This window comes from Alsobacter sp., assembly GCF_059501845.1.
The window spans coordinates 362,164-377,044 of record NZ_JCACDK010000001.1 but is presented as its reverse complement, the minus strand read 5'-3'; the positions used below and the strand labels follow the sequence as shown (position 1 = coordinate 377,044).

The window sequence follows — 14,881 nt, the reverse complement described above, 5'->3', positions numbered from 1 at the left end:
TGAGCATGGTGACCCTCAGGAGCGCGGCAGGGGACGGCTGCCGCCGAGCAACCGGGCGGCAACCGGAATGAGAAGAAGCACGGCAAGGCCGATCAGCCACACCACGACGACGCCCGCGAGACCAAGGCTCGTGAGGAGTCCCGCGGCCTGCGACAGCAGGACCACCGTCTCAGGGTGACCCGTCACGACATCCGCATTGGCAGAGGCGAAGCCGCCAGCCCATTCGACGAGGGCATACGCGCCCCAGGCGAAGAGCGACCAGAGCACGCCGAGAACCACGGCCGCGCCGGTGAAAAGACGCTTCATCGTGCGCCTCCCGCCGCGGGGGCGAGGTCGAGGATCGCCCCGCCCCTTTCCTCTCCCGGCCGCATCGGCATGACCCCGCCGTGACGGGCATGCAGCCCGTCGAGGTGCTCGCGCAGGATCGCCAAATTGCGCTGGTTGGAGCGGTAGAACACGTCGCCCACCCAGCCGATGAACGGCACGATCCCGATCAGGAAGTCGATGCCGAGATGCTTGAACATCCGCAGCATCGTTGGCACGGGCACGCCGAGCCGCCGGGCTTCGAAGATGATGTAGGCCGCCAGCAGCTTCGCCGTCAGCGTGCCGAGGCCCGGCACGACGTTCAGCGCGGCATCCGCGCCGAACCTGATGGAGGTGCCCGGCACGCGCACGGCATTGTCGAGGAACCACGCCAGCGTTTCCAGCCGGCGGCGGGTGGCCGCGATGTCGCGCGGATCGATACTGGTGTGAGAAGAAGTCATCAACGACATCTCCCAAGTGCAGGACGCCCGTGCGTCCGTCAGGTGGAAGAGTCCGACATCGCAGGAGCATGATCCTGCCAGAGGGGCCCGGACCCCGATACTGATCAGGTGGTGATGCCCGGTGCCGGATCAAGGCGGGTGCGACCGATTTGCCCGGCCCTCCTGCCGGCGGGCGCGGGCTTGACCACGGGCTCGGCTTGCCCCACCTCAACGCCGGGCAGCGTCCTGTCCCACCGGCCCGGAGGCTCCCGTGTTCCCGTACGTCCTCAAGGCCCTGGATGCGGCGATCGTCGTCGCCGCGCTGGCATCGTCCTGGATGTGGTGGCTGGCGAGCTGCCAGCGGGTCCGCCGGATCAGCCGCACCGAGGAACTCGATGCAGCCGACATCAACCGCATGGTGACGGCGCTCAACCGGACCCAGATCCTGAACTCCCGCGCCGCGCTGGCGACTGCCGCCGCAACCGTCCTGGCCGGGGTGCGCCTGGCGCTCAATCATTGAGGACAGGAGGCTGTTCCGCAGGGCCTGCCTTGCCGAAAAAGTGCGGATCTAGAAAATGCAACTGAAACGGGAAGCCACGCATTAGGCGTCCCATGCTTTGCCTTGGCCGTAGCGGGCCTGGAATCGCCCGCATTAAGCATTTCGTGGCCGATCGGGCGCATGCCGGTGACGAAGGACCGGCCAGCACCCATGAAGCTTCTCATCGTCGACGACAACCAGATCATGCTCTCCGTGATCGGCGGCATCGTGAGCCGTCTCGGCGACCACGAGGTCGTGACGCTGCTCGATCCGATGGAGGGACTTCGGGCCTGCTCGCAGCAGGTGTTCGACATGGTCGTGGCCGACTACATGATGCCCGGCCTGGACGGCATCCGCTTCATCGGCACGATCCGCAAGCTCCCCGCGTATCGGGACATCCCGATCGTGATGGTCACCTCGGCCGACGCGAAGAAGACCTGCATCGAGGCCCTGGAGGCGGGAGCGACGGACTTCGTGACGAAGCCGATCGACCCGGCAGAGCTGCGCGCCCGGCTCCAGAACCTCCTCGCCCTCAGGCAGGCCCAGGTCGACCTCGGCAACCGCGCGGAATGGCTGACCCGCGAAGTCGACAAGGCCACCCGCCAGCTCAAGTTGCAGGAGCGCGAGATCATCGTCCGCCTCGCCCGCGCGATCGAGTGCCGCGACAACGAGACCGGCGACCACGTCGCCCGCATGGCCGACATCTGCCGCATCCTCGCCCGCGAACTGGGGTTCGACCACGAGACCTGCGGCGTCATCCACCTCGCCGCCACCCTTCATGACGTCGGCAAGATCGGCGTGCCGGACGCGGTCCTGTCCAAGCCGGGCCCGCTGACTCCCGACGAACGCAAACAAATGTGCGAGCACGTGCTGGTCGGCGAAGCGATCCTGTCCGGCGGGTCATCAACCCTGATGCACGTGGCCGCAGCCATCGCGGCGACCCACCACGAGCATTGGGACGGCCGCGGTTATCCGAACGGCCTCAAGGGGGCCGAAATCCCGGTCGAGGGCCGCATCGCAGCCGTGGCGGACGTGTTCGAGGCGCTGTGCGCGGACAGGGTCTATCGCCCGGCATGGCCGGTTTCGGAGGCGCGCGACTACATCATCGCGCATAGCGGCAGCCAGTTCGACCCGGACTGTGTCGAAGCCTTCAAGCGCTGCTGGGACGAGATCGTCGCCTGCATCCAGCCGCCGCAAGCCGCCTCGCCCGGATCCCGCGCCCGCATGAACGGCCACGCCACGAACGGCGCAGCGCCGCACGATCCCGATCCAGAATCAAAGGAGTGAAGACCATGCTCAAGACTGCCCTTGCCGCCCTTGCTCTCGCCTTCATCGCTATCGCCGCGCCCGCGCGCGCCGGAGAACTCGCCAAACCCGAGGGTGAGGTCGTTCTCACGGTGACCGGGAAGATCGGCAACGTGAACACCGAGGGCGCCGCTCTCTTCGACATGGCGATGCTGGACAAGCTCGCCGGCCGTAAGTCGGAGGTGGAGACCCCCTGGTACTCGAAGAAGGTCGCCTTCGAGGGTCCGCTGGGCGCCGCCCTTCTGGACGCCGTCGGTGCTAAGGGCGCCAAGCTCCGCGTGATCGCGCTGAACGACTACGCGGCCGAGATCCCGGTCGAGGATTTCCGCAAATGGCCGGTCATTCTCGCCACCAAGCTCGACGGCAAGCCGATGTCGGTGCGTGAAAAGGGCCCGATCTTCGTCATCTACCCGTTCGACGCTGATTCCAACCTGTTCAACGAACAGTATTTCGCCCGCTCCGTCTGGCAGGTGAAGGCCATCGAGATCCAGTGACGTGCCGGATGCGGTGATCAACGACAGGGCGGCCTTCTTCAGGAGGCTGGCCCTCGGCGTCCTCGTGGCAGCGAGCCTCGTGCTGCTTGCGACGGTGGTGACGACCTTCATCGCTATCAACGAGCGCGGCCGGGCCATCGCCGACAGTGTCCGCGAGGATGCTATCTGGGCGGCCTACCAACTCGACCGCGAGGTTGCGAAGCTCGATGGAGCGCTGATGGCCCTCCGCCATCAGGCGGCTCCGAAAGACTCCGGCAACGTCGTCTCCCGCTACGACATCCTGTACAGTCGCACGGGCCTCCTCTCTGGAGGCAACTACGCCATCAAGTTCAACAGCAAGCCCGAGCTCAAGGCGCTCGTCGGCGACGTCAAGGCCCGCATCCTGGGCCTCGAGGCCGACATCGACCGCGTCAGGTCCGACCCCGGGATGTCCGACAGCGAGCTGGCCGCGATAGGCTCGAAGATCGGTGAGCTCCGATCCAGGACGGAACGGCTCCTCCAGACCAGCAATGCGGAGATCGCCTCCATCAGGGTGAACGACCGCAAGGCGATGGAGGAGTTTTACGAGGTCCTCGGCTGGGCCGTCGGTGCGCTCACACTGACGCTCGGCGCCGTCGTTGTCCTCCTCGGCCTTCAACTGCGACAGATCCGGTCTTCACAGGTCCGTCTGCGCAGCCTCAATGCTGATTTTGCCCGTGCCGCAGCCCTGGCCGAGGCCGGGAACAAGGCAAAGTCGGCGTTCCTCGCGGCCATGAGCCACGAGATCCGCACGCCGCTCAACGGCATCCTGGGGTCCGTGGAGCTGCTCGGCACCGCCGACCTGTCGCCCCGGCAGCAGGCGAGGCTGGCAACCATCCACGAATGCTCGCACTCCCTGCTCGGCATCATCTCGGACGTACTCGATTTTTCGAAGCTGGAATCCGGGTCGATCGATATCGAGAGCAGGCGCTTCGCCCTGCCGGCGGCGGTCGAGGGGGCCATGCAGGTCGTGCGGCCGCTGGCGCGCGAGAAGGGCCTTGTGCTGACCAGCGAATGTCCTGCGCTCGCCGTGTCAGGAGACGAGGCCAGGCTCCGGCAGATCCTCCTCAACTTCCTCTCGAACGCCGTGAAGTTCACCCGCTTCGGCGCCGTGGCGTTGCATGTGGCCGAGGAGGCCGGGCAGCCCGGCTGGATCCGGTTCGAGGTCGAGGACACCGGCATCGGCATTCCCGAGGAGGCGAAGTCGCGCCTTTTTCGCGAGTTCAGCCAGCTCGATGCCAGCATCAACCGCCGCTTCGGTGGCTCGGGGCTCGGCCTCGTCATCTCGAAGCGCCTCGCCCGTGCGATGGGCGGAGACATCGGCGTGCGCAGCGTCGAGGGTGAAGGCAGCACGTTCTGGTGCATGCTTCCCCTCGGGCCGGCCGAACCGATCGCCGCTGTCGACGAGACGCGAAACGCCTCGTCGCGCCGCACATTCAAGGGGCGCGTGCTCCTGGTCGAGGACAACCGCATCAACCAGCGCGTCGCCGGCGACCTGCTCGCAGGGCTCGGCGTAGAGGTCGACATGGCTTCGGATGGCGTCGAAGCCGTCGAATGTACCATGGGCCAAAATTACGATCTCGTCCTCATGGACGTGCAGATGCCGCAGATGGACGGGCTGGAGGCGACCCGTCAGATCCGCGCCGCGGGACTGGCGGCTTTGCCGATCGTGGGCCTGACTGCAAATGCCTTCGTATCCGACCGCGACGACTGCCTTGCGGCCGGAATGAGCGACTTCCTGGCCAAGCCCGTCACGCGGGCGAAGCTGGAGGGCATGCTGGCCGCGTGGCTTCCCGCGCACTCGGAGGCAATCGGCGAGAGCGACGAAGGCGTCTCGGTAATTCAGGACGCGCCGGCGTCAAACCTGGTCAATGCCGTCCAGCAGGAGTCCCTCCGCGCCGGGCTCGGCGAGGACACGCTGGAGGCGCTGGTCGCCAGCTTCTGGACCGATGCGGAGCGGCTGTGCGATGCCGTCGAGGAGGCCGTCGCGGCAGGCGACGCGGAAGCGATCCGCCGTCACCTTCACACGATCAAGGGTGTCGCCGAGACGGTCGGGCTGGTCGGGGTGGTCCCTGCCGTGGCGGCAGCCGGGACAGCCTTCAAGGACGGAGCTGCTGTCGACGTGGCGGCGATCCGGGCCGCGCTGATCGAGACGCGCGCAGCCCATGAGGAGTGCAAGCCGAACCGGCTTGCAGCTCCGCGGGACACCCGCACGGCGGCCTGAGCCGCCGGCGCGTGTTTCAGGACGCCCGCCGCCTCTTCGCGATCTCGCGCTCGGCAGCCATGGTGTGCTTGGCTGCACCGGAAATCCCGGAGACGATGTCGTCGGACGCCGGGGTCTGGGCCACCGGGCCCAGTTCCACGATGAAATCGCCGAGCGTTCCAATGGCCATCCGGCCAGACCGCTCCACCTCGTCGATGCCGTCGAGTTCGGCCGCGGTCCGCGTGAGCGCGGCGCATCCCGTGTTGGCCTGACGCTCGATCGAGGACAGCCGGCCGGACAATGACTGGCTGCCGGCCCGGACCGCATCGAGCACGTCCCCGAGCCTGCCGTCGAGACCGCGCGTGGTGGCGGCGCCGGCGCCATTGCGCCCCAGCCGCTCCGCCTCACGCGTCACGACGTCGAAGCCCTCCATGAGATCCTTGGCCTCGGTCACGATGCGGTCGGCGTAGAGTCTGAGATCCTGGGCGATGACGGCCAGGGCCTGGCCATCGGAGCCGAAGCGGGCCGAACGGACGGCTGCGTTGATGCCGACGAGCGTGATGCCGGCGACGATCTCCTGGAGCTCGCGCGTCTGGTCCTGGAGCCGCCCGAGGGTGTCGTCCACCGAACGCACGGCGTTCTCCACCGGAGCACGGGCGGCATCGCAGGCCGCCGTCAGTGCAGCCGCCTTGGACAGGCGGTCGGCCAGCCCTTCCATGAAGGAGTGGGACGTACCAGCACCGGCGGCGAGGGATCTGGCTGCCTCGACGAGGGTCTGCGCTTCGAGCGCGAGATCCTCGAGCGCGCCGCGGACGCTGCCCGCGTCGACCGACATGGTGTCGAGCGCCCGGTCGAGCTGCGCGGCCTCGATCTCGGCCAGCGTTGCCAGAGCGGCGGCGAAGTCGGGCGCCGCGTGAGCGGACCCATTGGCAGACAGCATGCGGTCTATGCCCTCGCAGACATGTTCCAGCCGCTGGCGGGTGCTGTCGCCGACCTGGAGCGACATGATGGCCGACCCCACCGATGACGACATGCTGGCCGAACAGTTCGCAACGCTGTCGGAGAGATGCAGGGCATCCTCGCGCCGTGCGGCCAGTTCGGCCGCGGCAGCGCGGAGATCCTCGGCAAGCACGGTCAGGCGCTGCCCCTCCCCTCCGACGAACTGCCGGTGGGCCGTGACGGCGGTGCTGATCGTGGCGGACAGCTTGCCGTGGTCCGACTGGAACCGTCCGACGACGGACTGCGCAGCCACGGCGAGCCTGACGATGTCGTCGGCGAACGCCGCGAAGCCGGCATTGCCGGCGCTCAGGGCGGCCGACTGGATGCGGGCAGTCCGCGCCAGGATCACGATGGTCCGGATGCTCTCGACCAGCGACTGGACATGCCGGGACACCGACTGGTTGGAACCGGCCAGCGACGCGAGCGCGTCCGTCTCGCCGGGCAGGCCGCGCTGGACAGCGCCCATGGCACCAGCGACGGCGACGAGGTCGTCCTCGGCCGAGCGGATGGCCGGAGCGTCGATCTCGGACGGAAGAGCCGCGACCGAGGTGCCGAGTTCGCCCAGGACGACCATCGCCCCTTCGAGATGCCGCCCAAGCGCGACGAAGACGGCCTCGATCCCGGAATTCGCGGCAGTGATGGTGTCGCGGGCCTGCATCAGGCGTGAGAGTGGCGGTCTCGAGTTCATCGCGCTGCCCTCAGCGCCGGCCGTTCGTCGTCGACGGCGCGCATGATCTCCCTCGGGATGTCGTCGAGCGCCACGATCGCCATGGCGGCATTGCGCTCGATCGCTTCCTTGGGCATGCCGAAAACGACGCAGGTCGCCTCGTTTTGCGCCACGGTGTAGGCGCCTGCGCGGCGCATCTCGAGGAGACCCGCGGCGCCGTCGTCGCCCATGCCGGTCATCAGGATGCCGACGGCGTTGGCACCGGCAAACTGTGCCGCCGAGCGGAACAGCACGTCGACGCTCGGCCGGTGGCGGGAGACAGCAGGGCCGTCCTTGACGGCAACGTAGTACCTTGCGCCGCTTCGCTGGAGGAGCGTATGGCGATTGCCGGGCGCGATCAGCACCTGGCCGGGCAGCACCGCGTCCCCGTCCTTCGCCTCTCGCACGTCGACCTGGCACAGCCCGTCGAGGCGGCGGGCGAAAGCGGCCGTGAAGGCCTCCGGCATGTGCTGCACCACGACGATGCCAGGCGCAGTCACGGGCAACACCTCCAGAACGGCGCGAAGCGATTCAGTGCCGCCGGTGGATGCGCCCATGCAGACGACCTTTTCGGTCGTCACCGTCATGGCGTGGCGCGAGGGCGGGGGCATCATGGCGTCGGCAGTGAGCTTGGCCTCGATCTTTTGCGCGGCCGGCCGGCCCGGGCGGACACCCGGCCGGGCGCTCGCGGCGGCCTTGACCGCCTCGATGACGCGCTTCCGCGATTCCAGGAGAAATGCGCGGGTGCCGAGCTTCGGCTTCGGAATGACCTCGACGGCCCCTGCCTCGAGGGCTTCCAGCAGCGTCGCGGATCCCTCTTCGGTCAGCGTCGAGCAGATGATCACCGGGATCGGCCGCTGCGCCATGAGCTTGCGAAGGAAGGTGATGCCGTCCATGCGCGGCATCTCGACGTCGAGGATGACGACGTCGGGCACGACCTCGGAAATGCGCCGGGCGGCGGCGTACGGATCGCCCGCCGTCCCGACCAGCTCCGTCGCGGGATCCTCCTCGATGATGGACGAGAGCGCCTGGCGGACGGAGGCGGAGTCATCGACGATGAGAACGCGAATGGGAGGCTTGTTCATGCCACCTTCCTGATTTTCGTGGCGTTGTTCTGGAAGACCGTGGGCCTCACCTGGCGCAGCTCCGTCATTGGTTCGCCTGACATGGCCTCGGAATGGCCGAGCACGAGGAAGCCGCCAGGGCGCAGGTGCCCGGCGAGCATCGAAACGACGCGGGCCTGGGTCGGTTTGTCGAAATAGATCAGCACGTTGCGGCAGAAGATGACGTCGACGTCCCGGTCGATGTGCTGGACCGGCTCGATGAGGTTCAGTCGCTCGAAGCGCACCAGCCGGCGAAGCTCAGGCACGATCCGGACCTCCGGCCGTTTCGGGTCGCGGGCCATCAGAAGGTAGCGCTTGCGCATGGCAGGCGGGACGGGCTCGACGAGGTCAGCCGGGTAGACCCCCCGGCGAGCCTGCCGCAGCACCTCGCTCGAGATGTCGGTGCCGAGGACGGCGAACTGGAAGTCACGCCGCTCGGCCGCGAGATCCGCCGCCACCATGGCCATCGTGTAGGCCTCGGCGCCGATGGAGCTTGCGGCGCTCCAGAACTTCATCATGTGGGGGCCACGGCCGCCGCGCACGGCGAGCAGCTGCGGAATCGCGGTGTCCCGGAAAAACGCGAAGTGATCGGGCTCGCGGAAAAAGTCGGTCTTGTTGGTCGTGACGGAGTCGATCAGGTGGACGTCTTCGTCCGGCGACAGCGCACCACTGAAGAAGCGGTCGGCATACTCGTTGGCAGAGTCGAGCCCGAGTGCGCGCACCCGCTTGGCGACCCGTCCCTCAACCATCACGGACTTTCCCTTGGGCAGGCGGATGCCGGCCCGTTGCTCAATATAGCGGGCAATCCGTTCGAAGTTCCTTGCGCTCAATCCGGTCATGATCACGCAGCCTCGGAGCCGAGATCGGTCCCGGCTGCGAGAGGGCGCTCGGAGGCGAGCAACTGGGCGAGATCAAGCACGACGACGAAGGCGTCGTTGCGCCGCCCGATGCCGGCGATCGCCTCGCCGCGCCAGCGTCCGCCCGTGCTGGGGGCAGGCTCCAGCGCACCGTCGAGAGCGGTGACCTCGAAGACCCGGTCCGCGATCACGCCGAGCGAGGGAATGTCGGCGGCCTCCGACGGCCGCAGTACGACGATGCGGGTGGCGGGCGTGGGCTCGGCGCTGGGAAGGCCGAGCTTGATGCGCAAATCCACCACCGGATAGGCCTTGCCCCGCACGTCGATGATGCCGGCGACACAGGGCGGTGCCTGCGGCAGGCGGGCGACCGGGACGAGATCCAGGATTTCCTGGACGTTCGCAACGGGCACGGCGAAGACGTCGCGGTCGATGCCGAGCGTGACGAACTGGACTGGCTGGGTCATCCGGGCCTGCTCCCACGCGGTCATGAACGGCGGAATGCCGTGTCTTCGCGGTCGTCCTCGTCGAGGTCGAGCACGAAGCCGCCATTCGCGACCTGCCTGCCTTTCGGCGCGCGGGCGGCGCGGAGCTCGGCCTTCCCGTTATCGGACGAAGCGGCAGACTTGCCGGACTGCCCCTTGCGCGCCCCCGGGAAGCTCGCCTTGACACGGCCCTGCAGCGCACGGGCGTCGGCCTGGACCGGCGTAGCGTCGCGCCCGTCTTCGCCACTGTTCACGTTGAAGAAAGCGATGGTGGTCTGCAGCTGCTCGGCCTGGGTCGCCAGCTCCTCGGACGTGGCCGAGACCTGCTCGGACGCCGCCGCGTTCTGCTGCGTCACCTGATCGAGCTGCTGCAGCGCCTGATTGATCTGGGCAGCCCCGATGTCCTGCTCGCGGCAGGCCGCGCTGATCTCCTCGACCAGTTCCGCCGTGCGGCGGATGTCGGGGACGAGCTTGGAGAGCATCTCGCCCGCCTCGCGCGCCGCCTTCACCGTGTCGCCGGAGAGCGAGGAGATCTCGGCCGCCGCAGCCTGGCTGCGCTCGGCGAGCTTGCGCACCTCCGAGGCGACCACCGCGAAGCCGCGTCCGTGCTCGCCGGCCCTTGCCGCCTCCACCGCGGCATTGAGCGCCAGCAGGTCGGTCTGCCGGGCGATCTCCTGCACGATGGTGATCTTGGCGACGATGGTCTGCATGGCATCCACGGCGCGTTCGACGGCCTGGTTGGAGTGCTCGGCATCCTGGGCGGAGCGCCGGGCCATCTTCTCGGTCTGGGAGGCGTTCTCGGCGTTCTGCTTCACGTTGGCCGCCATCTCCTCCATCGAGGCGGAGGCCTGCTCGGTCGCGGCAGCCTGCTCGGTCGCGCCCTGAGACAGCTGTTCGGCGCTCGCAGAGAGCTGCTGGCTGCCCGAGGACACGTTGGCCGTGGCAGCCGACGCATCGCCGACGACGGCACGCAGCTTCTCAACCATGTCCTCGAGGGCGATGCCGAGCACATCCTTGTCGGACCTGCGCTGCGGCCGCACGGACAGGTCGCCGGCCGCGATGTTCGCGGCCAGTTCGGCAGTCTCGCTCAGCCCGGCGCTCATTTTGTTGAGCGCCCCGATCATATCGGCGAACTCGTCGTCGGACCGCGGCGTGACACGCTGGCTGAGGTCCCCCATCGCCACGGCATTGGCGAGATCGACCGAGTCGCGGACCGCCCGCATGATGTTCATCGACAGAAACACTGCGGCGCCGACGCCGACCAGCATCGACATCAGGAACATGGCGCCAAGCACCAGCTGGGCCGAGCGGAACTGCGAAGCAGCCTCGGCCTCGGTCTGCTCGAACACCAAATCCAGCGTTTCGAGGTACTTGCCAATCTGGCCGGTAGCCTCGTTCAGGATCGGGTCACCTTCGGCGGTGGACAGTTCGCGGGCTTTGAGCGGACCAGCCTCGCCGGCTGCCTCGATGGCCTTGCCTGCAGCCGCCAGGAAGGCATCCGTCGAGGCCAGAACCGGCGCGAGCGCTGCGCCTCCCTCCTGCGGTTTGGCTGCAGCCGCGGCCTCCCGCTGCTTGCGGAGAACGTCGAGCTGGCTGGCCGCATCCTTGCCGAGCTGGATGGCATCGGCGGACGAGGCCGCCGCCGCCATCGGCCAAAGCGCGTTCAAGGCGCGCTCGACCTCGCTGCGCAGATCGGCGGCCATACGGGCGGTTTCGGAACCCGGTGCGCTCTCGACGGCACCGCGGGCCGCGCTGGCCACGCCATCCGACGCGGCGTCGACCTCTCCGCGCAGGAGCGCCGTCGTCTTCTCGACGGAGTTGAGGCCGTCAAGGGCGACAACCCTGTCCTGCACCCCAATGTGCTTCTCGTAGGTCTTCCCGAATGCCTCGAGCGCCTTCTTGCCTTCTTCGGTCGTCGCCAGGGCGAGCAGTTCGCCGCGAAGCTTGGAGACCTCCTGGCGGTATTCCGAAAGCTTCGCCTTGCCCTTTTCGGCCTCGGCAGCCGTCTCGGCCTCCAGCACGATCCCCTGCATGCGCTGATCTTCGAGGAGCGCCGCGCGTAGCTCTCCGGCGAGCTGGATGCGCTTGGCGACGCTCTTTATGGTGTAGTCGAGGCTCTCATTGAGCGTGTTCAGCTTCATGAAGCTGATACCGCCGGAAACGGCGGAGAGACCAAGCACGGCTGCGAAGGCGAGACCGAGCTTGGCGCGGACGGAAAAGCGCATGGGAGATAGCCTTCAGACGGGGGTCAGTGGAGAATGCGGGCAAGATCGGGGACGACGACGAAGTCGTCTCGCCACCGGGCGATGCAGCGGACGTAGTCAGGGCGCCAGCGCGTGCCGATTCGCGGCACGGGCTGGGCGGTCGCGGTGGCGAGGTCGGTGACCTCGTGAACCTTGTCCGCGATGACGCCGACCAGAATGGGGTCGCCGCCGAGGGCGACTTCGACCACGACGATCCGCGTATCGATCGTCGCCTCTGCCGGCGGCATGCCGAAGCGCAGTCGAAGATCGGCAAGCGGGATGATGCGGCCGCGAACATTGACGATGGCGGGCACATGCTCGCTGGCGCCAGGGACGCGCGTTGCGGGGACGGGGTCGAGGATCTCGCGCACCATCGCGGCATCGACGGCGAAGACCTCGTCGCCGATGCCCAGCATGAGCGCCTCGAAGTGGTTGGGAAGCTCGGTCACGGGCGCGCTCATGCCGCCTCCTTCACGCTGTCGGACGGGCGCCCGGTCGGGCCCTCCGCCTGGCCGCCCTCGACAAGCTGGGCCACGTCGAGAATGAGAGCGGCAGTGCCGTCCCCGAGAATGGTCGCGCCGGCGAAGCCCGGCACTTTCGCGTGCAAGGGCGACAGCGACTTGATGACCGTCTGGTGCTGGCCGATGATCTGGTCGACGACGAGCCCGACGCGGGTGTCGGAGCTTGCGACCACCACCACTTTCTCGTGCGGATCCGGCTCGCCGGCCGCCCCGAAGCGCGTGCGCAGCTTGAGATACGGCACGAGGTCGCCGCGAATGGACAGGAAGTTGCGGCCGTAGCCCCGCCCGTCCTCGAGCGCGGGCAGTTCGACGCATTCCTCGACGCAGGCAAGCGGGATGATGTAGCGGGCGTTCTCGACCCGCACGAGCAGCCCCTCGATGATGGCGAGCGTCAGCGGCAGCCGCAGGGTGACCTGCGTCCCCTGCCCTTTCTGCGTCGACAGCTCGATGCCGCCGCGCATGCTCTCGATCACCTTCTTGACGACGTCCATCCCGACGCCGCGGCCGGACAGGGCCGAGACTTCCCGCGCCGTGGAGAAGCCGGGATGGAAGAGATACTGGAAGAGCTCGGCGTCGGTGAGCTTCGTCTCCGGCGAGATCAAGCCCTGCTCCTCGGCCTTCGCGCGGATGCGCTCTGGATCAAGGCCCCGCCCGTCGTCGGCGATGGTGACGAGCACCTCGGCCCCGACGTGCCGGGCGGTGAGGCGCAGCGTCCCGTTTTCGGGCTTGCCGGCGGCGCGCCTCACGTCGGGCGTCTCCAGTCCGTGGTCGACTGCGTTGCGGATCAGATGCACGAGCGGATCGGCGAGCCGCTCGATCATGGTCTTGTCGAGTTCCGTTTCCTCGCCGGAGGTGACGAGTTCCAGCGGCTTGCCAAGGTCGCGCGACAGGTCGAACACGAGGCGCCGGAAACGGCCGAACAGGGTGCCGATGGGCACCATCCGGATTTCCATCGTCGTATCGCGAAGTCCTGCAGCGAGACGCTCGATCTCCTCGGCAACCCCGGCCAGCGCCAGGTCGCCCCGGCTGGCGGCAATCTGGGACAGGCGGGCCTGGGCGATGACGAGCTCGCCGACCCGGTCCATGAGGGCGTCCAGCCTGTCCGCGTCGACGCGGATGGTCGCCGCCGCGCGATCGCCCGCCGTGGCGGCCGCCTCGCGAGGCTTCTGCGCGGCCCGCGGAGATGGCGCGACGGGAGTATCATCCGGGATGTCGACGTGCGCTTCAGTGACTGCCCGCTCGCCGCCTTCGCCCGACACCGGGGCCGGGTCCTCGACTTCCGTCGGCTCCACGACGAGTTCCATCTCGTCGTGCACGAACATGAAGACATCCTCGATCGCGTCGCGGGCGGCGGTCGTGACCAGGACGACGTCCCACGCGACCCAGCACGCCGTCGGATCCATGCTCTCGAGGCCGGGCAGCGCGTCGAGGACCGGCCGTACCTCGCACTCGCCAAGCCCGCGGAGCTCGTCGAGCAATGCGAGCGGGTTGGTGCCGTTGACGAGGATGCCAGGCTCGAAGCGCATGCGGATGCGCCAGGTCTGCAGGCTGTCGGTGGCGGTCGCGGCAGGTCCAGCGTCTCCGGCGCCCGAGTCCGGCAGCACGGCACCGATTTGCGCCTGAAGGTCGGCGAGGAGCGCTTCGCCGATCACGGCGTCGGTGTCCTGGGGACGTTCCACGAGCATGCGGATGTAGTCGAGCGCCGAGAGCGCCACCTGCACGAGGCCAGACGGCACCGGCCCCTGGCCCTTGCGCACGCGGTCGAAGGCGGTCTCGAAGTCGTGGACGAAGGCCGCGACCTCGTCGAAGCCGAACATGGCTCCGGAGCCCTTGATCGTGTGCATGGCCCGGAACGCGGCATCGACGAGGTCGCGGTCGGCCGGCGAGGCCTCGAGATCCAGCAGCGTCTGCTCGAGTGTCTCGAGCAGGTCCGCGGCTTCCTGGCGGAAGATATCGGCGGGGTTCTCGCTCATCAGGCGAGGAACTTCTGCACGACCATCAGGAGCTGGTCCTGGCGGAAGGGCTTCGTGATCCAGCCGGTGGCTCCAGCGGCCTTGGCCTGCTGTTTCAGCCCGGCGTCGGATTCCGTCGTCAGGAACACGATAGGCACGCCACGGTAGGCGGGCAGGCTGCGCAGCTCACGGATCAGCCCGAGGCCGTCCATCACCGGCATGTTGAGGTCAGTGACGACCATGTCGACCTGCGATGACTTGGCCTTGTTCAGGCCCTCGGCGCCGTTGCCGGCCTCCAGCACGGTGTAGCCGGCGGGTCCCAGCGTCAGCCGGATCATCTGCCGGATGGACGGGGAATCGTCGACGGTGAGAACGCTCTTCATGACAGTTTGGCCTCGCGCCAGAAAATTTGATCGAAGTCGGCGGCGCGCTCCGGGGAGGGCGTCAGCCCGGCCCTCGCCAGCGCCACGGCGAGCGGGCCGGCTGGTGCTCCGGTCATCACCAGGGATACGCCCCGCATGGACGCCGTTGCGGCGGCAGCCATGAGGGTTTGAAGGAAGGTCAGGTCCACCTGGCTCGCGGCCGAGACGTCGACCACGCAGCCGCCCGGCTCGTCGAGGGCCGCGAGGAGGCGATCACGCACCTCCTCTGCGGTGGCTACCGTCATCAGCCCTTCGAAGGACAGGATCGGCATGGCTGAATATCCGGGTTGGTCGC

The 14,881-nt window shown here is 68.1% G+C and carries 15 protein-coding genes; 4 read left to right on the top strand and 11 right to left on the bottom strand.

Annotated features, from left to right (window positions below):
- Positions 1-15: 15 nt before the first annotated feature.
- Positions 16-306 carry a hypothetical protein gene (locus AC5JCN_RS01740; protein WP_495753278.1) on the bottom strand — a complete coding sequence of 97 codons (291 nt, stop codon included), beginning with the start codon at positions 304-306 and terminating at the stop codon, positions 16-18.
- Positions 303-764 carry a DUF4112 domain-containing protein gene (locus AC5JCN_RS01735; protein WP_495753277.1) on the bottom strand — a complete coding sequence of 154 codons (462 nt, stop codon included), beginning with the start codon at positions 762-764 and terminating at the stop codon, positions 303-305. The genes AC5JCN_RS01740 and AC5JCN_RS01735 overlap by 4 nt, the downstream gene beginning before the upstream one ends.
- Positions 765-1,014: 250 nt before the next feature.
- Between AC5JCN_RS01735 and AC5JCN_RS01730 the strand changes: the two genes are divergently transcribed.
- The 4 genes from AC5JCN_RS01730 (at position 1,015) to AC5JCN_RS01715 (ending at position 5,322) form a co-directional block, all read left to right on the top strand.
- Entirely contained in the window at positions 1,015-1,263 is a 249-nt protein-coding gene (locus tag AC5JCN_RS01730; protein ID WP_495753276.1) for a hypothetical protein, read from the top strand.
- A gap of 189 nt (positions 1,264-1,452) precedes the next feature.
- Positions 1,453-2,568 (top strand): HD domain-containing phosphohydrolase, encoded by a 1,116-nt coding sequence (locus tag AC5JCN_RS01725; RefSeq protein WP_495753275.1) that lies wholly within the window; start codon positions 1,453-1,455, stop codon positions 2,566-2,568.
- Between the two features lie 5 nt (positions 2,569-2,573).
- Positions 2,574-3,080 carry a putative pterin-binding protein gene (locus tag AC5JCN_RS01720; protein WP_495753274.1) on the top strand — a complete coding sequence of 169 codons (507 nt, stop codon included), beginning with the start codon at positions 2,574-2,576 and terminating at the stop codon, positions 3,078-3,080.
- A 1-nt stretch (position 3,081) separates the two neighbouring features.
- A complete protein-coding gene (locus tag AC5JCN_RS01715) occupies positions 3,082-5,322 on the top strand; it encodes an ATP-binding protein (RefSeq protein WP_495753273.1) in 2,241 nt (746 codons plus the stop codon).
- Between the two features lie 16 nt (positions 5,323-5,338).
- Here AC5JCN_RS01715 and AC5JCN_RS01710 read toward each other — a convergent pair whose 3' ends face one another.
- Genes AC5JCN_RS01710 through AC5JCN_RS01670 form a run of 9 tightly spaced genes read right to left on the bottom strand, consistent with a single transcriptional unit; the run spans position 5,339 to position 14,858 of the window.
- Positions 5,339-6,988 carry a methyl-accepting chemotaxis protein gene (locus AC5JCN_RS01710; RefSeq protein ID WP_495753272.1) on the bottom strand — a complete coding sequence of 550 codons (1,650 nt, stop codon included), beginning with the start codon at positions 6,986-6,988 and terminating at the stop codon, positions 5,339-5,341.
- Positions 6,985-8,091, bottom strand: coding sequence for a protein-glutamate methylesterase/protein-glutamine glutaminase (locus AC5JCN_RS01705; RefSeq protein WP_495753271.1), 1,107 nt, complete (start codon positions 8,089-8,091; stop codon positions 6,985-6,987). The genes AC5JCN_RS01710 and AC5JCN_RS01705 overlap by 4 nt, the downstream gene beginning before the upstream one ends.
- Entirely contained in the window at positions 8,088-8,948 is an 861-nt protein-coding gene (locus tag AC5JCN_RS01700) for a CheR family methyltransferase (protein WP_495753270.1), read from the bottom strand. The genes AC5JCN_RS01705 and AC5JCN_RS01700 overlap by 4 nt, the downstream gene beginning before the upstream one ends.
- A 2-nt stretch (positions 8,949-8,950) precedes the next feature.
- Complete coding sequence (locus AC5JCN_RS01695) at positions 8,951-9,430, bottom strand: chemotaxis protein CheW (protein ID WP_495753269.1); 480 nt, start codon at positions 9,428-9,430, stop codon at positions 8,951-8,953.
- A gap of 20 nt (positions 9,431-9,450) precedes the next feature.
- Positions 9,451-11,673, bottom strand: a complete 2,223-nt coding sequence (locus AC5JCN_RS01690) for a HAMP domain-containing methyl-accepting chemotaxis protein (protein ID WP_495753268.1) — start codon at positions 11,671-11,673, stop codon at positions 9,451-9,453.
- Between the two features lie 23 nt (positions 11,674-11,696).
- Complete coding sequence (locus tag AC5JCN_RS01685; protein ID WP_495753267.1) at positions 11,697-12,152, bottom strand: chemotaxis protein CheW; 456 nt, start codon at positions 12,150-12,152, stop codon at positions 11,697-11,699.
- Positions 12,149-14,188 carry a chemotaxis protein CheA gene (locus AC5JCN_RS01680; protein ID WP_495753727.1) on the bottom strand — a complete coding sequence of 680 codons (2,040 nt, stop codon included), beginning with the start codon at positions 14,186-14,188 and terminating at the stop codon, positions 12,149-12,151. The genes AC5JCN_RS01685 and AC5JCN_RS01680 overlap by 4 nt, the downstream gene beginning before the upstream one ends.
- Positions 14,185-14,547: a response regulator gene (locus AC5JCN_RS01675; RefSeq protein WP_495753266.1), complete on the bottom strand. Its 363-nt coding sequence runs from the start codon at positions 14,545-14,547 to the stop codon at positions 14,185-14,187. The genes AC5JCN_RS01680 and AC5JCN_RS01675 overlap by 4 nt, the downstream gene beginning before the upstream one ends.
- The gene (locus tag AC5JCN_RS01670) at positions 14,544-14,858 is read right to left on the bottom strand and encodes an STAS domain-containing protein (protein ID WP_495753265.1); all 315 of its coding nucleotides are present in this window, start codon (positions 14,856-14,858) and stop codon (positions 14,544-14,546) included. Before AC5JCN_RS01670 ends, AC5JCN_RS01675 begins: the two co-directional genes overlap by 4 nt.
- Positions 14,859-14,881 lie beyond the last annotated feature (23 nt).